We start from the raw sequence: 24,678 nt of genomic DNA, 5'->3' as shown, positions 1-24,678 counted from the left end.
TAATACGAAGAATTCAAGAATCCCGATAGATTGTCGGGATTTTTGTTTTATTACTATTTTTGGGTTGAGTTCATCCTATTGATTAATATTTAGCGTTAACTGTTCTGTGAGAATAATAAAATTCATTTCATTAAGTTTGTTTTTTGCAGGTCTTCTTTATGGAGGCTTTTATGTATACCAAGAGCTCGTTGGTAAAAAGGATGCAGATGGGCTACAATTGATCTCGGCAGATGCAATCTTTGTACTGGAAACACAAAAAGGGGATGAGTTTTGGCAAAATCTGACCTCACAGCCCTTTTGGTTTAACTTACAAGAAATCCCATCTATCAGCGCTGCGGACGCTCAAGTATCAGCCTTTTCTTCCCTTTTGGAAGGGTTTCAATCATTTCCAGATCTTTTGCGAGGGAAAAAAATGACAGTTTCTTTACATCCTGTAGGAAAGGATGATTTTGATTTATTGTTTACACTCCATTTAAAAAAAGCAAACGAAAAAGATTTCTTAAACTACCTGGAGGCCAATCTTCCAGAGCTCAGTCAGATTAATGAACGGATGTATTCTGGAGTTACCATTAAGGAGTTTCAATCGCTTAATTTGGATAGGAATTTTTCATTTACTTGGGTAGGAGACGTGTTAGTAGGTAGTTTCACTTCTTTTTTGGTAGAGGAAGCTATCCGACATTCCCAAAACAACTCCTTATCAAGCTTTAAAATGGTTTACAAGCCTCTTTTTCAAACCAAAGTTGACCATGACGGATTGGGGATTTTGAGAATTTCTTCCCATGGTTTTGCAAGATTAATTGAAGGATTGTCTAAAAATCAAAGTCAACCGCTAGATCAGCTTTTCTCTAAAAATATATTAATGGGGAATTATGCGATTGATTTTGAAGAAGGGGAAATAGTGTTGATTGGAAAAACACTTTTTCCTGATACTTCTGTGATTCCTGAAGTAAGCTCAGAAAAATTTGAAGTAGATCAATTTGTTTCCAATCGAGTAGCTTCTTGGGTCAGCTTTAATTTAAATACAGTTACAAACCTTAATTTTTTTGAAAATCAAGGCTTTGTGGAGAAAAATACTGTGAAGGGGGATATAGAAAAAAAGTTGTTTGAAAATGGCTTTATGGATCAATTAGAGGGTCAGCTACTATTACTTAATTTCGAAAAAGTAGGTAACAATCCATTAGATAAAGTGCTTTTGGTCAAAACTAAAGAACAGGCCAAACAAATAGATCTTCTGAAGTCTTTTAATCCTGCTTTGGGTCAATCCAATCCATCATTAGGATCAGTAGACTTTTTTGAGGGGAAAGAAATCTTTGTTTTGGCTGTAGAGGAGTTTCCAGGTCATTTGTTTGGAGGAAAATATCTAGGCTTTCCTGATACCTATGTGACATCTTTAGATGGGTTCTTGGTATTTGCCAACTCTTCCAAGGCGCTGAAGTTGTTTTTAAATGATTTTTCCTCTACCAATGTAAGTAGACAGGTATATTACAGGAACCCTGAACAAGTTATTCAGTATTATTTAGACATTCCCCTATCATGGAGTACATTAATTGATATAAGTGCGCCTTCTTGGACTCCATTTTTTCAAAAGTACACGAAAAACCTTCAGTCTTTTCAAAGTTTGAATATCAGTTTTCAGGATTTTTCATCCAACCAATTCAATACTACTATTCGGTTGGGGCATCAAGCAGCTGTGGCTAAATCAGAAGTAAGGCAAGATGTGTTTCTTACGGAAACGAAGTCATTGACTTTGCCAGCAACCTTGATTTATGGTCCTAAGCGAATCTTAAACTTCAACGATAAAAGTCCAGAATTTGTAATTCAAGACGAAAACTACACCATGTATCTTGTCACCAAAGATATGGAACAGGTTTTCTCCAAAAACTTAGAAGGGCCGATAGTTTCTGAGATTTATCAAGTAGATTATTTGAAAAACGGCAAACTTCAAATGATTTTTGCTACCAACAATCAGATTCATATAGTAGATCGATTGGGCAATTACCTTGCAGGATTCCCTGTACGCCCGGTCCAGGAACCAATTACACATTTGAATTTGGTAGACTATAATAATGACAGAGATTACCGATATTTTATAGGGACTTCAGAAGGTAATTTGTGGCTACTTGATCGGGTTGGAAAGCCATTGGATGGCTGGAACCCAAAAGAAATCAGTGCTGAGCCAGTTGTACCGCCTGCTCATCGAAGAATAGCTGGTGTTGGTGATCGCATGATAGCCCTTTCCAAGCGAGGGGAGTTGTACTTTTTCAATAGAAGGGGAGAGCCAGAGGTTGGTAGCCCATTCCGATTGGGAGATGCACTTCATGCAGATTATGCTATCATTGAGCGAGGGAATGCTAAAGATACCCGTTTGGTTACAGTTACATCAGGAGGAGAAGTAGTTCAGGTTAATTTTAATGGAGAGCTCACCTATCGCAATCAGTTGGAAAAGGAAGATCGAGACACTCGTTTTATGTTAGTCAAGGATCAAAAAGAAGATCGCTATTTGATTGCGACGCACAGTTATAATAGAGTTACTTTTTACGACGAATCTTATCAGCTTCTTTTCTACAAAGAAGTTGTATCGGAACAGATCGAACTTCAGTTGTTTATCTTTGGGGGAGATAAGAGTTTGATAGGCTTACTGGACAAAGAGCAGGAATTTCTATACCTCTATAACTTGCAAGGAGACTTACTGAATGCGATGCCGATTTCTGCAGCAGAAAAGATGGAACTAGTGTATGCGGGAAGTCAAAATGAATACTTGATTTATACAATTTCTGGGAATAAGCTGGCAGAGTATAGGTTACCTTTTTGAGAAGTATTTTTCATAAATGGCTCGAAAAGTATAAATTTCTTACTTTTGCAATTAAATTATATTTTAGTTGAATGAAAAGATTTAGTTGGATTTGGGTGATTATTTGTTTAAGCTGGAATGTAGTCTCTGCTCAGGTGATGATCGATGGGAGTCCTGTTCCGATAGATCCAGAAGATTATCATAATCTTCAATCCCCGTACACCGCATCGTTGACTTTTTTCTTAAATCTACGAGAAGACAACTTCGATCCAGAAGCAGCAGCTATGGCATTGATGACTGAGGAATTAGCTGGAGATGTAGATTTCAGTGAATTGGCATTCAAGTTAAAGCAGATTTTTGATGGGAATGGGGTGGTTGTAAAATTCTCAGAAATACCGAGTGAAGCCTCCTACATAGACACGGTATTTACAAATCAAGCAAAGTATTTTTTTGATAGTAAAGTATTACCATTGGTATATCTGCAGCGGTATGAAAACGAGTGGAAATTCAGTGCTTTTACAGTCAGTCAAATTGATGAGTTGCACCAAGCTACTTTTCCTTTTGGAACAGACAAACTCATGAACCAACTGCCCAAGATTGGGACTAACACTTATTTTGGATTTCAAACTTGGCAATTGGTTGGGCTTTTCGGATTTATTTTACTCCTGTTTTTGGCTCATAAACTCTTCACATTCATTTTTGACCGCGTCATTCTCTACACGCTTAATCGAATGGGCTACGGGAATTTGGGTGAACGGTATATTTTACCTGTAGCAAAAGTGCTTAGTATTTATTTGATTTTATTGGTTTCTGCGTTGGTGATCCGATTGCTTCAATTGCCAGTAGAAGTAGTTTCGTTTGTGCTTAAAATACTTCATGCAGCCAAGCCATTTGTTTTAACTATTGTTTTTTACAAAATAGTAGACATCATTGCCTTGTACTTTGCTAAGCTTGCAGAGAAAACAGAGTCCACGCTAGATGACCAATTGGTGCCATTGATTCGAAAGACTTTAAAGTCTTTTGTGGTGGTCGTAGGTACTTTATTTATTTTGAAAGAAGGCTTGGATGTTGATATTGTACCTTTTCTAACGGGTCTATCTATTGGTGGTTTGGCATTTGCTTTGGCGGCTCAAGACACCATCAAAAACTTTTTTGGTTCGGTAATGATTTTTATTGATAAGCCCTTTCAAGTAGGAGATTGGATCACTTCAGGTGACGTAGATGGAACCGTAGAGGAAGTGGGTTTTAGATCTACGCGTATACGGACCTTTCGCAATTCTGTAACCTACATCCCCAATGGTAAAATTGCGGATGCTACGATTGATAATCATGGATTGCGAAAGTATCGGAGGTTTTATACTACGCTTACCATTACCTATGATACTCCTCATGAGTTGGTTGAAACCTTTGTGGAAGGTCTAAGAGAAATCGTTTTGAATCATCCCGATACACGAAAGGATGCCTTTAATATCTACTTCAATAATCTTTCTTCATACAGTAAGGATATTATGTTTTATATATTTTTTGAAGTTCCAACATGGCCCGAGGAGCTGCGTTGTAGGCATGAGATCTTAATTCAAATCGTCCAATTATCAGAGGTACTGGGTGTTCGATTTGCATTTCCAACACAGACCCTCCATATGGAGAGTTTTCCTGAGAAAAAGGATTTGGTCCCTGTTTATCCTACAGACAGTATGGTTTACAAACAAAAACTGTCTCAGTTTTTCAATCAGGAACTTGGTAAGAAAGAATAAGCGGGGAAGTTTATGATAAAAAGCACAGTAATCAGGAACTTATAGCGTATTTTTGCAATTATTAGCAAAAAATACGCTGATGAAAAAAAATTGGTGGAAATTCCTTACGATTGCATTGCTCCTGTATACGATAACCGTTGGGTTGTTGCAGGACGTACCACGTCTTCCTATATTAAATGAAACAATAAGAGCCCTTTACTTCCATGTGACCATGTGGTTTGGGATGATCATTTTGTTGGTAGTCGCAGTGGTTCAAAGTGTAAAATACCTTCGTACCAACGACCTCAAACATGATGATATGGCTGTTGAATTTACAAATGCAGCGATCTTGTTTGGTATTCTTGGCATTGTAACAGGGATGTTATGGGCCAAATTTACTTGGGGAGATTATTGGAGTGGGGACCCCAAACAAAATGCCTCAGCCATCGGGCTATTGATGTATTTTGCGTATTCCATTTTAAGAAATTCACTGACAGACGTGCATCAGCGCGCAAGGATTGGTGCTGTTTATAATATTTTTGCATTTGCAGCCTTTATTCCGTTAATTTTTGTTTTACCAAGATTAACAGATAGTCTTCATCCCGGTAACGGTGGAAATCCTGGCTTTAATGCCTATGATCTCGATAGTAAATTACGTATGGTCTTTTATCCTGCAATCATTGGATGGACACTTTTGGGAACTTGGTTGAGCGTAGTACGTGTAAGGCTTAGAAGAGTAGAAAGAAAACTAGAAGATAAACTGATCAATCAAGTGTCATGAGAAAATATTTAATCATCCTTTTTATGGCGTTGAGTATGCAAGTGTATGCTCAGGAGAAAATTGAGATAAACGAGGCGGATTATCAAAATACCCGTGTAGAGATGGCTGATGTGATGCGCTCAGAGGGCAAAATTTATGTCTTGGTGGGGATTATAGTAATTGTCTTTGTAGGCATAGTTGGTTATGTCGTAAATACGGACAGAAAAGTCGCCCGGATGGAGGAGCTTTTGAAAAACTAAAAATATTAAAATTACGAATATGAAAAAGGGACATTTGTTGGGTTTGGGGGTAATTGCAATAGCGATTATCATCATCATTTCAATGATTGGTGATGCGAGTACGTACGAAAGTTTTGCAACAGCCAAAAACATGATGATGAAAGGGGATGAAAAGCCTATTCATGTGGTTGGTGAGTTGAAAAAAGGTGAAAATGGAACCGTGGAGGGAATAGAAGTGAACCCAAATAAAACTTCATTTTATTTTAAGATGGTTGATAATGATGGGACTGAACAAAAAGTTTTTTATAATGAGCCTGTTCCACCTGATTTTGCGAGAGCAGAACAGGTTGTTGTAATTGGCTCCTATAAAAATGAGGAATTGTTTGTCGCTGACAAAATCCTCATGAAGTGCCCATCTAAGTATCAGGAGACAGATATCGCTCAAGCGGGTATGTAACTCCTAACTAACTACAAAACATATGATAAATACCCTGATCGGTAATATCGGTCACTTTGCTGTTATTTTAGCATTTGTGACCTCTTTGATTACAGCTTATGGCTACTACCAATATACCAATGCCCCCGAATTAGAGAAAGCTAATTGGGGTCGTTTTAGCCGTATTTTCTTTTACATTCACTCTGTTGCGAGTTTCGCCATCGTATTTGCGTTGTTTGAGATCATCTACAATCACCGCTTTGAATATTTCTATGCCTATTCGCATTCTTCCATGGCTTTACCTGTGCATTACATGGTTTCCAGCTTCTGGGAAGGTCAGGAAGGCTCTTTTATCCTCTGGATATTTTGGAATGTAATCTTAGGACTAGTCCTGATACGGACCAATAAGAAATGGGAAGGGCCAGTAATGGTAGTGTTTATGATGGTGCAGGCTTTCTTGGTCTCCATGATCCTAGGTGTGGTGATAGGCGATTTGAAAATCGGTAGTTCTCCATTTATTTTACTTAGAGATGCATTGAATGCTCCTATTTTCCAGCTAAACCCTGAGTTTGTTCCGGAAGATGGCACTGGACTTAATCCACTGTTACAAAATATTTGGATGGTAATTCACCCTCCTACACTTTTTTTGGGATATGCGTCTACCTTGGTGCCTTTTGCATTCCTCATCGGAGGCTTAGCAACCAGAAAATACACTGAATGGGTAAGACCCGCTCTTCCTTGGGCTCAATTCTCGGCCATGATATTGGGTATGGGAATTATTATGGGAGCTTATTGGGCTTATGTGACTTTAAATTTTGGAGGTTATTGGAACTGGGATCCCGTTGAAAATGCCGTGTATGTACCCTGGTTGATTTTAGTGGCTGGTATTCACACTATGATTACCTTTAAGAAAAGCAGCACTGCTCTCAAGTCGTCCATTGTCTTGATCATCACTTCTTTCATTTTGGTATTGTATGCTACTTTTTTGGTACGTTCTGGAGTATTGGGAGATTCGTCCGTTCACTCCTTTACGGATTTGGGATTATCTGGTCAATTGTTGATATACATGCTCTTCTTTTTGGCGGTGGCTATCTACTTTGCGGCCAAACATTGGAAACATATTCCTACATCTGAAAAAGAAGCCGACGTTTATTCCCGTGAATTTTGGATTTTCATTGGCGCCACTACTTTGGCTTTGATGGCATTCCAAGTAATCCTTCCTACATCGATCCCAGTTTGGAATGCTATCATAGAGAGTTTTGGAGGGATATCCAATATCGCTCCTCCTGTAGATCAGGTTGGCTTTTATACTAAATTCCAATTATGGTTTGCTGTAGCTGTTGCCTTGCTTACAGCAGTAGGACAGTATTTTTGGTGGAATAAAATGGATGCGAAAGCTTTGCGTGAAGCTTTGGTAGTTCCTTACATCATTTCTGTAATAATTTCTGCTGTCATTATTGTAGCGGGTAAAGTTTTTGATATTACCTATATCATTGTTGTGTTGGCTTCGGTATTTACTATTGTTGCAAATGCCACTATTTTAACGCGTCTGTTAAAAAAATCAACATTCAAATTGGCGGGTGGCTCGCTTGCACATATTGGATTGGGTTTAATTTTAATTGGTACGATGTTCTCTTCGGGTTATTCCGAAGTGATTTCTCAGAATATGTCTGGATTGGTATATAGTAATTCATGGGAGGACGAACTCAATAAAGAGCACGTGCTGTTGTGGATCAATAAACCTACTCAGATAAAGGAGTACACAGCTGTCTACAGGGGCCGGCAGAAAAAAGTAAGTGGTGTGCCAGAATTGGTTCCGGTAAAATACCTACAGGAAACAGATCGTACCAACGAAGCAATTGCTAAAGCCGATATTGTAATTAGAGGAAAAACCTATTTTGAAAAAGGCGATGTTGTTCCCATTGTATTAGAGGAGAATGATTATTTCAGAATTGACTATTACAAAGAGGATGAATTTCAATTTTCTCTAAATCCAATGTCTCAATTCAACACCTCCATGGGATTGATTTCATCCCCGGATTCTAGAAGATTTGTTAATAGAGATTTATACACCTTTGTTTCTGCCATCAATGACTTTGAGGACCCTGAATGGAGAGATGATGAGACGTATGAAGTAGCTCCTGGTGATACCTTCTTCATTGCTGATTTCGTAACCAATTTTGAAGGTGGGGAAGTTTTAACAGAAGTAGATGGAGTTCCGCTTTTTGACGGGGATGTTGCCGTAAAAGCTAAGCTGACTGTACAGGATTATGATGTTGAGAAGAAAATCGAACCTATATTTATCATTCGAGGTGCTCAAATTGGTCGAATTCCAGTGATTGATAGTGAATTGGGTGTTAAGGTAGAGCTGACAAATATTATTCCTGAAGAAAATAAGTTTGTATTTACAGTAAATCGTTATCAAAAAGACTATGTTGTCTTGAAGGCGATAATTAAGCCACAAATCAATATACTTTGGGTAGGTACGATTATAATGTTAATAGGATTCTGTGTCGCTATTTATCGACGATATGTTGAATTTAAAAGTATGAGGGATAAAGGATTGGAATACTAAGATGGCCTTTTCTATTGCGATCATAGGTACAGGTAATATTGCTTGGCATCTTTCAAGTGCATTGGAAGATGCCGGGCACAATGTTACAGAAGTATATGGTCGGGATATTCAAAAAGCAATTAAAATAACGTCCAAGCTTTATACTACAGAAGCGATTGATTCCCTCGATTTTTCTGAATCAGAAGCGGAGATTTTTATTTTGGCAGTATCTGATGATGCGGTTGCCTCCGTGGCAGACTCAATCATTCTTCCGGAAAACAGTATACTGGTTCATACCTCAGGTACCTTGCCCATAGATGTATTGGGATATAGCTCGGCAAGTTACACTGGTATATTTTATCCATTACAAACCTTTACTAAGGGAAGAGGATTGGATTTTAGTGAGGTTCCATTTTTAGTGGAGGCTGATGATGCGGAGGTTTTAAGGAAATTAAAAAATCTTGCAAAAAGTCTTTCTGACCTAGTATATGTAGTCCGCTCTAAAGATCGAAAAGCCCTTCATGTAGCAGCAGTGTTTGCCAGTAACTTTTCGAATCATATGATCCGATTGTCAGAGGAGATTATGGCAAGGCAGGGTTTGGACTTTGAAATGTTGAAGCCCCTCATCATCGAGAGCATCAGCAAAAGTTTAGAACTAGGTGCAAAAAAAGCTCAAACTGGTCCAGCTAGACGGGAGGACTTTGATACGATGGAAGAACATTATCGTTTTTTAAACTATAACGAACAAGTTGCGGAAATATATCGCTTGATTTCCCAGGATATTATAGATTCGCACTAGCAATATGAAAAAGCACTAGAGGAAATTATTGCTTGTTTTTTTACATCAGTTTTTTCTTAGCTCATAAACCTTTCACTCGAGTGTCTCTCACCTATACACTAATTTTATTTGGGTGTTTATTTAGTTAATTTCAACTAAGTTTGTCTTGTATTATTATTATTATTGCATATTCCTTGTTTGTCTAGAAGAAATGAATGAACCATGAAATTTTGGAAATTAGCTTTTTTGTTCACTGTCGTTGCTTTTGCTTGTTCCCAAAAAAAGCAAACTGAGAAGAAGCTTGAAGCTTCGGGAGTTGTGATATCTTTAGATATTGATGATAGGACTCCTAATGTAAGTCTAGGTTTTTCAGCTTTTGATGGATTAGTATTCAATATTGTTTGGCAGCAAAATGAAATCCAAGTCTACGATATAGCTAATGGGGATTTAGTGAAACGCTTGAATTTTGAAATCGAAGGAGATCAAGGAGTGGGAAATTTGTTTGGATTTCATGTCCATACCTTGGACAGTATATTTCTTTTTGGTCAAAGTGCTCCTATGATTTATTTGACAGATACAAGTGGTGTACTCAAGCAGCGACTGAAATATGATGTGCCCGATGGTTATTCCTCAGCTTTTGTTCATCCTTCCTATTTTCTGTCTCCTCCCATAGTTTTGGAGGGCGAATTACTCATAAAAACTCATGTGAATGGAAATTACCGCGAATTTACTAATGAGCTTTTGAGTTCAAGTCATATGGTTTATGCAATTAATCTAACTAGTGGCGATGTGAGGTTTGCAAATCATCTCTATCCCAATGACTATTTAGCAGATGGGTTGAAACATTTTGAAGCAAGTATGGCTCGGGGGAAAGACAGAATTGTTTATTCCTTATTTGGTGATCATCGGCTTTTCTATGCTTCTTCATTTGAAGAAGAGTTGAAGTCAAAAGATGCAGCTAGTCAATATTTAGATGCGCAATTAAAACTATTTCCTTCAGGAGGTGAGCGATTGGAAACCATGCAGTATATGAATACCAGTTCTAGGTATGATAACCTGATTTACGATGCCTACAGAAATCTGTACTATAGATTTGCTTACCCAACACTTGACCTTACTGACCTGAATGAAATCCAACGATTGAGAACCTCTCCAGGCCCTTTCGTTATCATGGTTTTAGATGATGAGTTGAATGTTCTTGGGGAATCTTATTTTGAAGCTGGTAGATATTTGCCAACCAATTTTTTCATCCATCAAGATGGATTATATATCTCCATCAATCATCCTGATAATCCTGCAAACGAAGAAGATATGTTTAAGTTTGAGTTGCTTAAAGTAACGGAAAAGTGATTGTCATTACTCTAGAAGTTAAAAACACCCCGAAACATTCTAAAGAAGCTTGTTTCGGGGTGTTAGGTTTGAAGAACAAATGTTTTATTTGATTACCAGTTATCACTCCATTAGCTAATCCGGTGAATCTATTCATTATGTTTTCAAGCATCTGCTGACTGTGGTACCTTGGCTGTGGACGAGATCATCTGCAATAGTCTTTTTAGTATTGTAGATCTAGTGAAATTGCGGATGATCAAATCCTTTTTTAATGCTCCCATGAGCCAAATTTTCCTAATTGATAGTCTCTGTAAGCTTCCATGATTTCTTGTTGGGTATTCATCACAAATGGGCCTTGCGCTACCATAGGCTCATTGAAAGGAACTGCATGGCCTAGGATAACTACTGCATCTTCTGAAGCTTCAAATTTCAGAAGGTCTCCATTATTATTGAATTCTACGAGGTTTCTGAATGGAATTTGCTCTCCCAAAATATTCACTTTGCCTCTGACGATGTAGAAGAAGATATTTTCATTGCTAGGGATGGTTTTTTCAATGATTGCTCCTTTTGAAAGATGGATAGTACTCAAAAAGATTGGTGTCAACGTTTCAAAGGAACCTTGTAGTCCATTCCATTCTCCTGCGATCAATTGAACTTTCGCTTTTCCTTCATTCAGTTCAAAATGTGTGATTTCATCTTTTTGAAGCCCTATGTACCGAGGTTCAGTCATTTTATACTTTGCAGGAAGATTCAGCCACAGTTGGAGAATTTCTAAGTCCCCACCATTTTTTTTGAATTCACTGGAAGAAACTTCTGCATGAATCAAACCTCTTCCAGCCGTCATCCATTGAATGCCTCCAGCCTGAATCACTGATTCATGACCACCGGAATCTTTGTGCATGATATCACCTTCCAAAATGAATGTGACAGTTTCCATGCCTCTATGAGGATGCGGTCCAAAGGGTAACCCATTGTTGTTTTTTGGGTATTTCTGTAAACCATGATGGTTAAGGAAAATAAAAGGATCAATTTGTCTGAGCCTTGGAGAAGGTAATGGGTTGTATGTGGTAAGGTCCGCTATGGGATGATAATCAGCTTGGTGTATGTTTTTAATCGTTCTCATAAGAAAATAGATGTATATACATGTAATAAGCGTAAATCGGTAAGATTTGTTCCATGGAAAATAAAAAAGCCTGGATTAACCAGGCTTTTATCAGTTATTTTAACCAAGCGAGGGTGATTTCCTCTGGTGCTTTCATTCGGTCTGCTACTCTCATATACCGGTCACTTAGGTTTGCGAGGTAGTCTTGGGCTTTTGCTGCCATTCCGTTGAGTCCGGTTAGTTTTTCAATATCCCAAAGTTTGACCAAGTGATCGATAATTCTTGCATAATCCCATCCAGTATAAACACCGATTTTTTGAGTAATCGCAGAGAATTGATCAAATAAGCTAGGATTGCTTCCTCCTGTTCCCATTAAAATGGCAGGCATGACAATTTGTTTCCTCATCATTTTTTCAAATGCTAGGATAGCACCATTAGGATCGATTTCAAATATTTGTGACATAAAGCTCTTATAAGCTTTTTCGTGTCTAGCTTCGTCACCAGCAATTGTTTTGCAGATTCTTGACAATACATCATCTCCTGCCTTATCGGCAAGCTTTCCTGTATTCACATGAGATATTTTTGTGGCTCTTTCCTGAAAAGAAGTATAGATAATCGCCTGATAAGGATCTCCTTCAGAGCGGGGATCAAAACCATTGTATATCAATCGATGAATCGTTTGCTCCACTTTTTTCATATCGCATCTGCCAGATAAGTATAAGTACTTATTGAGCAAATCTCCATGTCTGTTTTCCTCAGCAGTCCAAGCTTTGGACCATCTTACCCAACCCGAATTGCTCAATAAAGAGCCTTCTACATTGATACCTTCAAGTAGGTTGAAGTAGGTTTGATAACTTGGTAAAGCCTCCTCGGTTATCATGTTACCTACAAGTGAGGTAATGATTGTATCTGGAATATTTGCGGATCGTTCTTGGAGTTTTTTTAACTCATCAAAAGCATCCGCTTTGGACATATCCGGTAGAAAATCGGTTGGTTGCCAGCATTCATCTGGATCCACCAAGATGTTTTCCACAGCGTGAGTCACATAGCCATCGAGCTGGGATATAACTTCCAAGTTTTTTTCCAACTCATAATTAATTTTTTCTACTTTACTCATATTCTTTTTTTCGGCGTAATACTTGTATTAGTATGACACAAGCAAACAGAACCGATTTACAATTACTTTATAAAATTAAGAACAATACTTGACAATGTGTACTAAAAAACCCGATTTGTATTTTGGGTTTCCATAAGTGCTTATTTTTGTCTTTGGTCGGTCCTTTCAGATTGCTATTTACCCATCATTGTTGCCGTCTGTACAGAATGATAACGTAAAAATTCAAAATTTTATACTTTAGAATAATTATAATGCAGCTTTTTTGAAACTTTATTTTTAAAAAAGTGCGTCATATAGATTTTCAAATGTGTAGACAATTAAAACCAAATCAATTTACTATGAAAAAGTATTTATTATCCTTTGTGGGATCCGCCATCTTTTGGGCTTGTGGACCCGTAGCAGAGACCGAGATTGATTATACTTCTCTTAGCGATGAAGAGCGACTTGAAGCAGCCAAAACACTCGCACTAGAGACCATCATCGTTGATGGACATATGGATTTACCATTCCGTATGTACAACTTAGGGAATCATATGAATGGTTCGGTATATAACTTTATAGAGAGACAGGAGGAAGGGAATATTGACTATGTTCGGGCAAAAGAGGGAGGAATGGATGCGCCTTTCATGGCGATTTATATTCCTGCTGCTTTTCAGACCATGGGTGGTGCCAAAGATTTGGCAGATACGCTGATCATGATGGTGGAACGTATGGTCAATACTTGGCCTGATAAGTTGGCCTTAGCCAAAAGTCCTCGAGAGGTTCGTGATAATTTCAATAAAGGCTTGATGTCTCTTCCCATGGGAATAGAAAATGCAGCTGCTATTGAGGATGATCTATCAAATGTTGCTTATTTTTTCGATAAAGGGATCCGATATATGACGCTGACGCATGGAAGAGACAATTTGGTTGGAGATTCATCGTATGATACCGCCGAAACTCATGGGGGTTTAAGTGAATTTGGAAAAGAAGTGGTATTGGAAATGAATCGTTTGGGAATGATCATCGATGTTTCTCATATCACCGATAAAACCTTCTTTGATGTAGCGGCTCTTAGTAAAGCTCCTATTGTTGCTACCCACAGTTCTGCTCGACACTTTACTCCGGGATTTGAGCGGAATGTTTCGGATGAAATCATCCAAAAGATTGCTGAAAAAAATGGTCTTGTTATGATCACCTTTGGAGGAAGTTTTATCGATCAGGAGTTTTCAGAAAAAAACAGTGCAAACCGTGCCCATGTTCAAAACTGGCTTGCTGAAAAGAACCTCAATAGAAGAGATGAGGAAGCAGTAGCTTACATTACCGAATACATGGAAGCCAACAAGCCTGTTGTCCATGTGTCAAAGGTTGTGGATCATATTGATCATGTGGTGAACCTAGTGGGGATTGATTATGTGGGATTAGGATCTGACTTTGATGGAGTGGGAGATACCTTGCCCGAAGGGTTGAAAGATGCATCTATGTATCCAAATATTATTGCAGAATTAATGAAACGAGGTTATAGCAAAGAAGACATTATTAAAATTTGTCATGGGAATTTCTTCCGTGTATGGGAAGATGTGTTAGCGATGGCTAAATGATTTTGATTAGCCGCTTTCAATTGATTTGAGTTAACTCTTTATCGATATTGTTAAGAATAAAGCTTATTTCATCATTGAGAGCGGCTGTCTTGTTAGTTGCTTGCGTCCCTAGCTCAGAGACTTTTTCAACTTGACTAGCCAATTCGGTGAGGCTGGGGAGATCTAAATTCAATCCTAATCCTTTCAGTGCATGGCCTGTTTGCTTTAAAAGCTTTAGGTCTCCATTTTCTAAATGCATCGTTAGGTCAGTCCGTAGTTTAGTAAGATTGCCATAGCTAATTTCTAATAACTCTTTGAAGAATTCAGGGTCTGCTTCTCTAAACTCTTCATATCTGGAAAGTACAGGCTTCTGTTCTGTAGAAGTTTTATCTAATACATCAAGGTATTTTTCAATGACAGCTTCTATATCAGATACTAATACAGGTTTACTTAAATAAGCATCCATTCCTATGGATAGGCATTTGTCATATTCTCCCTTGACAGTGCCTGCGGTCAAAGCGATGATAGGAACCCTGTCTCCACTGTTTTTTTCGTGTTCTCTGATGATTTTGGTGGCCTCATATCCACTCATTTCTGGCATTTGAATATCCATAAAAATCAGGGAAGGTTTGTTAGCTTTAAATTGTTCAACGGCTTCAATTCCATTTTTTGCTTCAAGGATATGAGTTTTTGGAACCAAGTTTTTGACAATCGTTTTAGCCAAAAGCATATTGACGGGATTATCATCTACCAGTAAAATCTTTAATTCATCTTTTGGTGTAGTGGGGTTTGGCGCTTCACTTTTTTTCTGTCTTTTTGGAATAACCTTTTTCTCAACTGCTGCCTCAGGCTCTTGACAGTTTTCTAATTCGAGTTCAAAGGCAAAAATGCTACCTTTATTTACCTCGCTTTGTACCGTTAAGCCACTATTCATCAACTCCAATAACTTATTACAGATGCTAAGACCCAACCCTGTTCCTCCATATTTTCTTGTAGTGGAATTATCTTCTTGGGCAAAAGCTTCAAAAATGATTAGTTTTTTCTCATCTGAGATACCAATTCCTGTATCTCGTACGGAGAACTCAATCTTACTGGTGTTTTCTGCTTTATTTGACGCTTTCAATGTCACCTTGAGTTCGATTTCACCTTCTGTCGTAAATTTTGCCGCATTGCTCAATAAGTTGATCAAAATCTGCTTCACCCGCATCATATCTGCAATCACATAATGAGGGACTTGAGGGTCTATAGAGAGCACTAATTGAAGATTTTTTTCATCCGCGGTAGGTAGAATAAGTTTCAAGCTTTCCTTAGCAATTTCATTGACATTGCATGGTGTCAAGCTTAACTCTAGTTTCCCGGCTTCAATTTTCGAGAAATCAAGGATATCATTGATAAGGTTCAAGAGCAATTTTCCTGATTGCATAATCGAACCGATGTATTCTCTTTGCTCTTTTTTGAGGTCTGTTTTGATCAATAAATCGGCAAAACCAATCACACCATTTAATGGTGTACGGATTTCGTGACTCATATTTGCCAGAAATTCAGATTTTGCAGTTGATGCTTCTTTTGCTTGCTCCATTGAAAAGCGGAGACTTTCTTCCAACTTCTTACGTTCTACAGCATTGGAGATAGAGTCGGCAAAGCTGATCAATAAAGCTGTTTCTGCTTCACTCCATTCTTTTTCTTCTGTACAGTCATCAAATCCTACTAAGCCCCAAAATTCTTTTTCTACGAAAACTGGAATTAGTAAAATGGTTTTAATGCCCTGAAATTGAAGGAATTCACGAATACTGTCTTCTTGTATTTTCTCTACAATGGAATAGAAATATTGATTTTTCAGAAATTTTGAAAAGGCAGTTTCTCCAAATATACCCAATGGTATATTCTGTAAATTTGGATTATCGATTTCAGGGGGTACACCATGAGCACTCCATTCAAATCGTTGGGAAATGAAATAGTCTCCATCCTCATCTTTGCTAGACTCAAATAAATAGGCACGATCCACTCCAGCCCCATCTCCTAATAAGGTAATAGCTTTTTGAGTAGCTAACGTAAAATCGGGGTTAGACAAAAGTTCTTTGGTAGCAAAAGCAATCGACGTGAGCATTTTCTCACTTCTCAAGAGTGTTAAATTGAAGTTCTTTAGTTTTTCTTCATTGTTTTTGATTCTCGTTTCAGCAAATTTTTGCTCAGTTATATTTCTGATAGTCAAGAAAAAATAGTTATTGGATTGTTGATTGTTGTCAAATACTTGTGATGATAATTCAAAAAACTGACTGTTGTCTTTATTGCCTAAAACTATTGATGTTTGCTTACCGTCTATGATCTCTGACAGCTCGTTTATTTCAGCGCATAAACTCGTTAGTAGTTGGTAATTTTTCACCATCAGTGTTCTTAAAAAAGTTTCTGCTGATAAATTTAAAGCAACCATTCGCTTGGTTTGATCATAAATAATTACACCCTCAGTAATATTGTTGAAGATGGTTTTAAATGCGATGGGGGCAGCTTTGAAGAAACCATACCTGTAAAGTGCCCAGAAAATTATCAACGCACTGAATGCAAGTGCAAACGGTATCAGATCCAGATTGTAGGGGGAATTCCCTGTTACTGCGACCCAATGAGCTATCCAAGGAACCAAAGTACCTATCAACATGACCCAAATTTGGTTTCTGTAGATGCTAGGTGTTGAGGAAAGCATTCTGATCAAAATGACATTTGAAATTAAAACAAGGATAGAGTTGTAGATAGCATATATCCAATGTAATGGCCCATATTCTAGTTTAATAGCAAAGAAAAGTTCATTTTGTGCTCCAGAGATTTCACGATAGAATAAATGATGAATCTCATTCGTCCATATCATAATTAAGAAAAATATAGATATTCCTAAAAGAATGGAAGTATTGATAGGTGTGATGTATTTTGATTTATCGGAATACTTTAAAATAAATAACAGTAAAAAAGGTGCAATGAACACACCTGCCATAAACTCTAACTTGAAAAATAAAACTAATGTCTCAACTGTGACGGCAGATAATTCTAAGCCATATAAAAGACCGTAGAAGAAACAAGTGATCATAAGAAATGAAAAATTTCTTTCTCCTTGTTTATTATCAGACCTTGCAGAAAGGAAATAAAGTACTAGGAATAAAACTCCAGTGGCAAATACAGGTACTGATAGGGGATTAAACGCAAGGGTTGGATTCATGGTTTGCTAAAACAAGCTATCAAAGCGTAAATTATTAAATTCTTTAGTACATTCTAGCAAAAAATTGTAATTTTAATGTAGAAAGTGTTTTTTTTTGATAACTAAGAGACCTTTCGCCGAAAAAAATCACTTAAATTGCCAAGATAGCAAAATTAAACTATTGTTAAGATGAAAATTGGAATCGCATTTTATTTTGTATTAATCCTGTTTTTTAGTTCAGGGGTTAATGTTTTTGCTCAAGAAGTAAGCAAGGAAGAGATTGCCGAGCAAAAGCGCCTGGAAAAAGAAGAAAAACAGCAATTAGCCAAACTTAAAGCCGAAGAGAAAAAGATTCAAGCGGCCCTTAAACAAGAGCAGGCACTTGAAAAAGCTGAGCAAAAGAGACTTGGTAACTTAGAGAAAGCAAGGAAAAATTATGATAAAGCCTTGACTCAAAGGGGAAAGGCTGAATTGAAACTTTCAAAACAGGTATTAGCACTAGAGAAGGCCCGTCAAAAGGGGAAAAAGACAGATGCTGATTTTGCAAAGATGGAGTTAGCGATTAAAAAGACTGAAATTGCAGTACAGGAGGCAGAGATGAACATTCAGCGATACCAACGCGATATAGATCGGTATATGACCGATGAAGAAAAACAACGAACTAAAGTAGTCGAAGACTCAAATTAAGTGTTTGTCTCCATGAAGGAGTGGTATTTTCCACTACTTTCCATGACTAAATGGCATGTTTTAAAACAGAAAATCTTTAAAATAAGACATTTTTTCAGTTTTTTTGATTTTTTATCCCTTGGATTATTTTTTGATTGCTAGCTGTCAACAGGTTAGTAAATTCGATCAATATGGATTTCAAGGAATATACAATCAAATCTCAGGAAGCTATTCAAAAGGCAGCAGAGTTGGCTATGACTGCACAGCAGCAAGCCATTGAGCCTGCGCATATCCTTAAAGGGATTTTGGCAGATGATGAGCATGTGGTGGATTTTCTGTTTAAAAAATCTACAATCAACAAAAGCATTCTGATAGAAAAGTTGGATTCAGTTCTTGCTTCTTTACCCAAGGTGAGCGGTCAACAGCCCTATCTTTCTCAGGCTTCTCAACAAGCCCTAGCAAAGTCCAAAGAGCAATTGAAACGATTTGGTGATGATTTCGTGGCGATTGAACATCTCTTATTAGGAATCTTGGCTGGCTCGGATAAAACAGCCCAATTATTAAAGGATCAAGGTCTTGAAGAAAAAGCCCTAATCGAAGCAATCAAGCAATTAAGACAAGGAAATAAAGTGACAGATCAAAATGCAGAAGCCAAGTACAGAGCTTTGGAAAAATATTCCAAAAATCTGAACGAATTAGCCAAGAAGGGTAAAATAGACCCTGTCATCGGTCGAGACGAGGAGATCCGGAGAGTTTTGCAAATTTTGGCCAGAAGGACCAAAAATAATCCCATACTGTTGGGTGAGCCGGGAGTGGGTAAAACTGCCATCGTAGAAGGCCTTGCTCAGCGGATTGTAAGTGGGGATGTTCCCGAAAACCTCAAAACCAAAACTTTAATATCGTTGGATATGGGGTTATTGGTAGCAGGTGCCAAGTATAAAGGAGAATTTGAAGAACGTTTGAAAGCGGTTATCAAAGAAGTGACAGACTCCGATGGGGAAATTATCTTATTTATCGATGAGATTCATACCTTGATTGGCGCAGGAGGTGGAGGGGAAGGAGCCATGGATGCTGCCAACTTACTGAAACCGGCGTTGGCGAGAGGTGAATTGCATGCTATCGGCGCAACAACCCTCAAAGAGTACCAAAAATACATAGAAAAGGATAAAGCTCTGGAACGTAGATTCCAAGCAGTAATGGTGGACGAACCGGATGCAGCAGATGCGATTTCCATTTTACGAGGGATCAAGGATAAATATGAGTTGCACCATGGAGTCCGCATCAAGGATGATGCAGTAATAGCAGCCGTAGAATTGTCCCAACGATATATTTCAGATCGATTCTTACCTGACAAAGCCATTGATTTGATGGATGAGGCTGCCGCTAAGCTTCGGATGGAAATCGATTCCTTACCACAAGAATTGGATGAGCTCAATCGTCGCATAATGCAATTAGAAATTGAGCGAGAGGCGATCAGAAGAGAAAACAACAAGGATAAAGAGACTGTCCTCAGCAAGGAAATAGCAGATTTGACCGAAAAAAGGCAAGCTGTTAAGGCTAAATGGGAGGCTGAAAAAGCTGTCATTATGGGCATTCGACGAGAGAAAGAAGCCATTGATAAACTTAAAGTAGAGGCAGAACAAGCCGAACGCGCTGGAGATTTTGGGAAAGTGGCTGAGATCCGTTACGGGAAAATCATCGAAGCTGAACAAAAACTGGAATCCTTCAAAAGGCAATTGGAGGAGATGCAGCAAGGATCTCCTTTGTTGAAAGAGGAAGTCGATAGTGAAGATATAGCTGCTGTAGTTTCTAAATGGACAGGTATACCGCTTTCCAAAATGATTCAAAGTGACCGAGAAAAACTCCTGCACTTAGAGGATGAGCTTGAGAAACGGGTAGCTGGTCAAACCGAAGCTATCATTGCCTTATCCGACGCCGTCCGAAGAAGTAGAGCAGGCCTTCAAGATCCCAGAAGACCTATTGGGTCATTTATTTTCATGGGGACTACGGGAGTTGGGAAAACAGAATTAGCCAAAGCCTTAGCAGAATACCTCTTTAATGATGAAAATGCAATGGTAAGGATTGACATGTCTGAATATCAAGAACGTCATTCCGTTTCGCGATTGGTGGGAGCACCTCCAGGATATGTAGGTTATGATGAGGGAGGACAATTGACTGAGTCAGTCCGCAGAAAGCCCTATTCAGTGATCTTGCTTGACGAAATCGAAAAAGCACATCCAGACGTATTCAATATCTTGTTGCAAGTATTGGATGATGGTAGGCTCACAGATAATAAGGGGAGAATCGCGAATTTTAAAAATACCATCATTATCCTCACTACTAACATTGGCTCCCACTTGATTCAAGAGAGATTTGCTGAAATGGAAGAATGGAACAAAGACTTAATATTGGAAAAAACCAAACAGGAGGTATATGAATTGCTTAAAAAGTCGGTCAGACCAGAATTCCTCAATAGAATTGATGACACGATTATGTTTGAGCCATTGACCAAAACTGTTACCCGAAAAATTGTTGACATCCAATGGAGAGAAATTCAAAAACGATTAGAACAAGCATCTATTGAAATTGAAGCAACTCCAGAGGTATTGGATTATTTGGGCGAGGTTGGCTTTGATCCGCAATTTGGTGCAAGACCCTTGAAGCGGACTATGCAACGTTTGGTTTTAAACGAACTGTCCAAACAAATCCTTTCAGGCTATGTCAAAAATGACTCTGCGGTATTGGTGGATCTGGATGCAGATAGACAAGTATATTTCAAAAATATTGATTCGGTTGAGGTTTAAGAGATGTTGACATCTTGGTGATTTATGAATACCAAAAAGGCCAGTTGATTTTTTCAACTGGCCTTTTTTTATTACCGAGTGTTTAATCAAACTTTTTTAACTTCGATCGGTTCCAAGAGTAGATACATTAACTCCTTTCCGATGCTTATTTCAATAGATGCCACACTTGATACTGTATTCCAAGATCTCAAGCATGAGTTAAGGAGAGGCACGCTAGATAAAAAGCATCCTTTTCGATTTGTAGTATTGTCAACTGTGTGTAACCAAGCAGCAGATGCTCGATATGTGGTTATGCGAATGATAGATGCATCATTGAACCTGGTTTTTTATTCCGATAGTCGCACAGAAAAAGTGAAAAGCATACTACAAAACCCAAAGGTATCGCTTACATGTTATCATCCACAAAAGCGCGCACAGGTCCGAATCCAAGCGGATGCCCTGATTCACCAAGGGGATGACATGGCTCATGCGCACTGGTCTCGCGTACAGGGAGAAGCACAAAAGGCATATAACTCCAAACTCGCACCAGGTACTCCCATTGTGGAGCCTAGCGCGGCATTTGTCTGGGAAGACCAATTGGATGATCCCCGTTACTTTGCTGTGATAGAATTGAAACCAATCATGTTTGAGGTATTACAATTGAATGGTTTAGAACACCAAAGAGCCCAATTTTTTCTTAAAAATGACTCCTGGGAAGGTTCTTGGATAGTTCCTTAATTGCATTCTTTTTTCGACAGTTAGTGTCATTAATTTTTTTATTGAAAAATTGAGAAGTACATTCGTAATGTAGTTGAGCTAGAGCTCTGTATTTATTTGATTTTTTAAAGTCAAGCTCCGAAAAAATTAAGCTCCATACCTGCGTAAAAACAAATTCTTATTGATATGTGGATAGCGTCAACAGATGGATTTATTTCCATCGTACAACACCGTGAACTCCCGGATATGTTAATGGTCCGTGCGCGAGTTCAAAAGGATTTACTCAGTCTTTTTTCGTCTGAGCAAATTGTGGAAATTCTAGATGCGGATTACCGCTTCAGAGTCTTGGTACCAAAAAAGGAAATGGCGGCGATTGTTGCTCAAAAAATCCTTGACTTGGATTACCCAAATTTCAAAAGTAAAGTGGCTAGAGTACCATCCCAGAAGGATAAACTGGCGGCTTATCATGAAATATGGGGAGTGATGTGGAGTTATGGTAAACAATTAAACAAGTGAAGAATGAGAAAAATGATTTTTGTAATAGGGATTCAGGGATCCGGCAAAAGCACATTTATTGAGAAAAATTATGCGGACCATAAAAAGTTTCATGTAATGGATTTGTTTCAGGAAAGTATGGCCCGCTTCGGAACACTTCAACCAGTGTTGGATGGCTTTAGGGTAGAGGATAATGATGCTTTTATTGAGCTTTACAATGAAATCCCATGGGAGGCTTTTATGGCTTTCGAAGATGACAAAACCGTTGTTGTGGAGTGTCCTGTAGTATCCGAAGGGACTAGTCCATTTATGGATTTGATTTATCAAGCGAAAGATTTGGGGATAGAAACTCAGGTGATTTTCTTAACTGTAGAACCCGCAGAAGCTATACAGAGAGTTCGTGAGGCTGGTTCTGCTTATCGTTCAAGTGCCCAAATATGGGAGGAGCAGCTAGATGCTTTAGAGTTTTTGTTGGATCATTGTAAACGAAACAAAGCAGGACATCTAGGGTGATTTCAGAGCTATTTTTGATTTAGATATTTTAAAAGTTTTATTTTCAGCTGTTTGTATATATTTTGCATGTAGAATTGGTATAAAAAACAGATTGTACGCTTGCTATAAATGTTTTTTGGTACATGAATTGCTTATTGGTTCGCAATGAAAAATATTTTCCTCATAGTGGTGATTTTGCTTGCAATTCCAGTGGTGGGTTGGGCTAGTGACACGCTGCCTACCTTGGAGGAACGTTTAAAAATCCAAGAGGGAGTTGCCAGTTTCTATGGAAAGAAATTCCATATGAGAAAAACTGCTAATGGAGAGATTTATGATATGAAAGCGCTGACAGCTGCGCATAAATATCTCCCTTTTGGAACTATGTTGAAAGTGACCAATTTGAAAAATGGAAATGAGGTGTGGGTACGAATCAACGATCGATTGCCACAATCTTCCAAACGAATTATTGATTTGTCTAGAGGAGCTGCTGAGCAGTTGGATATGGTGCGCGATGGTATAGTTCATGTTCGAGTGGAGGTAGCAGATGAAGAAGTAGTCCTAAAGTTGATGGAACATTTTCAGGATGATAAGCCAGAAGATTTGCGATTGAGGCTTTATGAAAACCCCATAGAGTTAGAATTTGACAAACCTGAAATTTTTACGTTTCCACTTCAAGTGGATACCTTCTCAACAATAGCTTCATTCGATAAAATAATAGGTACAAGGGTAGCCAACACCATTGCTTCCTAATTGAAAGAAGCTCATTTTTGCAAAAAATGAGCTAATTTTTTGTGTGTAAAATAATTTTTAACATTTCTATTTTGTTTTTTGGTTAAAAACTTAGTTATTTAAACCACTCAATTTAATTCTATCTTATGAAAGTCAAGTTTCCGCATATTCTTTGGATTGCATTTTTAGTTGCCTTTGCTTGTACAGAAGAAAAACAAAAAGGGGAGGAAATCCCATTAGAATCTTTTAGAGGGGAAGTGGCGGCCACTCCCGTAAGAGTAGCTACTGCAGAGCGTAAATCATTTGATTACTTAATCAATGCATCCGGTAAAATTGAAGCTCCGGAGCAAATCATGGTAGTCATCGAGCGAGCAGGCTATTTGTTAGAATTGAATGCTAGAGAAGGTGAACTTGTAGAAAAAGGAAAAATCTTAGCCAAACTGGATGATACAGAAGCAAAGTTTAAGCTAGAAAAAGCTAAAATCGCTTTAAAAAATGCACAATCTGTCTATCAGTCTGATTTATTGAGTTTTGAAACCATACTCAACTCAGGAGATGCCCAACGCATTACCCAAATCGAAGAACAGTTAAAGGCTAAAAGTGGGTTGTTTACTGCTGAGATTGACCTGAAAGAAGCTGAATTGGACTTAGAAAAAACAATCATCAAGGCACCTATCACAGGAAAAGTTGCAGATCTGAAAATCAAAAGGGGTAGTTTGGTAAAGGCAGGTGATGAACTTTTGGAAATCATCAGTCCTAGCCGATTGGAATTAAAAGTCAAGGTTTTGGAATCTGATATCGCATTGATCAGTATAGGTCAGAAAGCAGAAATTTACCCGGTAGGTAGTGGAGATCAACTGACTGGCGCTGTACAAAGCATCAATCCAAAAGTAGACGAAAATGGACTAGTCCAAGTTGGGATTCTCTTGACCTCAGCTAGTAAAATGCTTCCAGGGATGAATGCGCGCGCAATTATTCGCGCACCACAGAATAATTCACTTGTTGTTCCTAAGCAAGCTTTGGTGTACCGCTCCCAGCGGGCTGTCGTTTTTACAATAGACAAAAATGAGTCCAAATGGAATTATGTAGAAGTTGGTAAAGACAATGGGCAGGAAGTAGAGATTCTTTCAGGAATTGATGATGGAGCTACAGTCATTACCACCAATAATCTTCAGTTGGCTCACCAAGCCCCTGTACAAATTGTAAAGGATTAA

Annotated in this window: 19 protein-coding genes; 16 read left to right on the top strand and 3 right to left on the bottom strand. The window is 38.2% G+C overall.

The genetic code is table 11. The features are described 5' to 3' along the window. Positions 1-106: 106 nt before the first annotated feature. The 8 genes from IPZ59_RS02280 (at position 107) to IPZ59_RS02245 (ending at position 10,641) form a co-directional block, all read left to right on the top strand. A complete protein-coding gene (locus IPZ59_RS02280; protein WP_236138266.1) occupies positions 107-2,812 on the top strand; it encodes a hypothetical protein in 2,706 nt (901 codons plus the stop codon). A 71-nt stretch (positions 2,813-2,883) separates the two neighbouring features. After that, the gene (locus IPZ59_RS02275; RefSeq protein ID WP_236138265.1) at positions 2,884-4,545 is read left to right on the top strand and encodes a mechanosensitive ion channel family protein; all 1,662 of its coding nucleotides are present in this window, start codon (positions 2,884-2,886) and stop codon (positions 4,543-4,545) included. A gap of 52 nt (positions 4,546-4,597) precedes the next feature. Continuing rightward, positions 4,598-5,305: a cytochrome c biogenesis protein gene (locus tag IPZ59_RS02270; RefSeq protein ID WP_262912246.1), complete on the top strand. Its 708-nt coding sequence runs from the start codon at positions 4,598-4,600 to the stop codon at positions 5,303-5,305. Next, positions 5,302-5,544: a CcmD family protein gene (locus tag IPZ59_RS02265; RefSeq protein ID WP_236138263.1), complete on the top strand. Its 243-nt coding sequence runs from the start codon at positions 5,302-5,304 to the stop codon at positions 5,542-5,544. Before IPZ59_RS02270 ends, IPZ59_RS02265 begins: the two co-directional genes overlap by 4 nt. A 19-nt stretch (positions 5,545-5,563) precedes the next feature. After that, positions 5,564-5,980 (top strand): cytochrome c maturation protein CcmE domain-containing protein, encoded by a 417-nt coding sequence (locus tag IPZ59_RS02260; RefSeq protein ID WP_236138262.1) that lies wholly within the window; start codon positions 5,564-5,566, stop codon positions 5,978-5,980. 22 nt (positions 5,981-6,002) lie between these two features. Continuing rightward, complete coding sequence (gene ccsA / locus IPZ59_RS02255) at positions 6,003-8,534, top strand: cytochrome c biogenesis protein CcsA (protein WP_236138261.1); 2,532 nt, start codon at positions 6,003-6,005, stop codon at positions 8,532-8,534. Between the two features lies 1 nt (position 8,535). Beyond that, positions 8,536-9,312 (top strand): Rossmann-like and DUF2520 domain-containing protein, encoded by a 777-nt coding sequence (locus IPZ59_RS02250; protein ID WP_236138260.1) that lies wholly within the window; start codon positions 8,536-8,538, stop codon positions 9,310-9,312. A 201-nt stretch (positions 9,313-9,513) separates the two neighbouring features. After that, positions 9,514-10,641 carry a DUF4221 family protein gene (locus tag IPZ59_RS02245; RefSeq protein ID WP_236138259.1) on the top strand — a complete coding sequence of 376 codons (1,128 nt, stop codon included), beginning with the start codon at positions 9,514-9,516 and terminating at the stop codon, positions 10,639-10,641. A gap of 247 nt (positions 10,642-10,888) precedes the next feature. On the opposite strand, the gene IPZ59_RS02240 is transcribed toward IPZ59_RS02245, so the two are convergent. Beyond that, positions 10,889-11,743: a pirin family protein gene (locus IPZ59_RS02240; RefSeq protein ID WP_236138258.1), complete on the bottom strand. Its 855-nt coding sequence runs from the start codon at positions 11,741-11,743 to the stop codon at positions 10,889-10,891. 94 nt (positions 11,744-11,837) lie between these two features. Then, complete coding sequence (locus tag IPZ59_RS02235) at positions 11,838-12,839, bottom strand: acyl-ACP desaturase (RefSeq protein ID WP_236138257.1); 1,002 nt, start codon at positions 12,837-12,839, stop codon at positions 11,838-11,840. Between the two features lie 338 nt (positions 12,840-13,177). Here IPZ59_RS02235 and IPZ59_RS02230 point away from each other — a divergent pair, with 338 nt between their 5' ends. After that, entirely contained in the window at positions 13,178-14,419 is a 1,242-nt protein-coding gene (locus IPZ59_RS02230) for a dipeptidase (RefSeq protein WP_236138256.1), read from the top strand. Positions 14,420-14,435: 16 nt separating this feature from the next. On the opposite strand, the gene IPZ59_RS02225 is transcribed toward IPZ59_RS02230, so the two are convergent. Beyond that, the gene (locus tag IPZ59_RS02225) at positions 14,436-17,603 is read right to left on the bottom strand and encodes a histidine kinase N-terminal 7TM domain-containing protein (RefSeq protein WP_236138255.1); all 3,168 of its coding nucleotides are present in this window, start codon (positions 17,601-17,603) and stop codon (positions 14,436-14,438) included. Positions 17,604-17,771: 168 nt separating this feature from the next. On the opposite strand from IPZ59_RS02225, the gene IPZ59_RS02220 reads away from it, so the two are divergent. The 7 genes from IPZ59_RS02220 to IPZ59_RS02190 all read left to right on the top strand — a co-directional run bounded on the left by IPZ59_RS02220 (position 17,772) and on the right by IPZ59_RS02190 (position 24,678). Beyond that, a complete protein-coding gene (locus IPZ59_RS02220; RefSeq protein ID WP_236138254.1) occupies positions 17,772-18,269 on the top strand; it encodes a hypothetical protein in 498 nt (165 codons plus the stop codon). A 170-nt stretch (positions 18,270-18,439) separates the two neighbouring features. Next, positions 18,440-21,052, top strand: coding sequence for an ATP-dependent chaperone ClpB (gene clpB, locus IPZ59_RS02215; RefSeq protein WP_236138253.1), 2,613 nt, complete (start codon positions 18,440-18,442; stop codon positions 21,050-21,052). A gap of 141 nt (positions 21,053-21,193) precedes the next feature. Then, positions 21,194-21,769, top strand: coding sequence for a pyridoxamine 5'-phosphate oxidase family protein (locus IPZ59_RS02210; protein ID WP_236138252.1), 576 nt, complete (start codon positions 21,194-21,196; stop codon positions 21,767-21,769). A gap of 165 nt (positions 21,770-21,934) precedes the next feature. After that, positions 21,935-22,264: a hypothetical protein gene (locus IPZ59_RS02205; RefSeq protein WP_236138251.1), complete on the top strand. Its 330-nt coding sequence runs from the start codon at positions 21,935-21,937 to the stop codon at positions 22,262-22,264. Between the two features lie 3 nt (positions 22,265-22,267). Further along, positions 22,268-22,756, top strand: coding sequence for an AAA family ATPase (locus IPZ59_RS02200; protein ID WP_236138250.1), 489 nt, complete (start codon positions 22,268-22,270; stop codon positions 22,754-22,756). Between the two features lie 144 nt (positions 22,757-22,900). Further along, positions 22,901-23,485 carry a septal ring lytic transglycosylase RlpA family protein gene (locus tag IPZ59_RS02195; protein WP_236138249.1) on the top strand — a complete coding sequence of 195 codons (585 nt, stop codon included), beginning with the start codon at positions 22,901-22,903 and terminating at the stop codon, positions 23,483-23,485. Between the two features lie 125 nt (positions 23,486-23,610). After that, positions 23,611-24,678: an efflux RND transporter periplasmic adaptor subunit gene (locus IPZ59_RS02190; RefSeq protein ID WP_236138248.1), complete on the top strand. Its 1,068-nt coding sequence runs from the start codon at positions 23,611-23,613 to the stop codon at positions 24,676-24,678.

It is taken from the genome of Mongoliitalea daihaiensis (assembly GCF_021596945.1).
GTDB lineage: Bacteria > Bacteroidota > Bacteroidia > Cytophagales > Cyclobacteriaceae > Mongoliitalea > Mongoliitalea daihaiensis.
The sequence above is the reverse complement of the archived record's forward strand: the minus strand, read 5'-3'. Positions and strand labels throughout refer to the sequence as shown.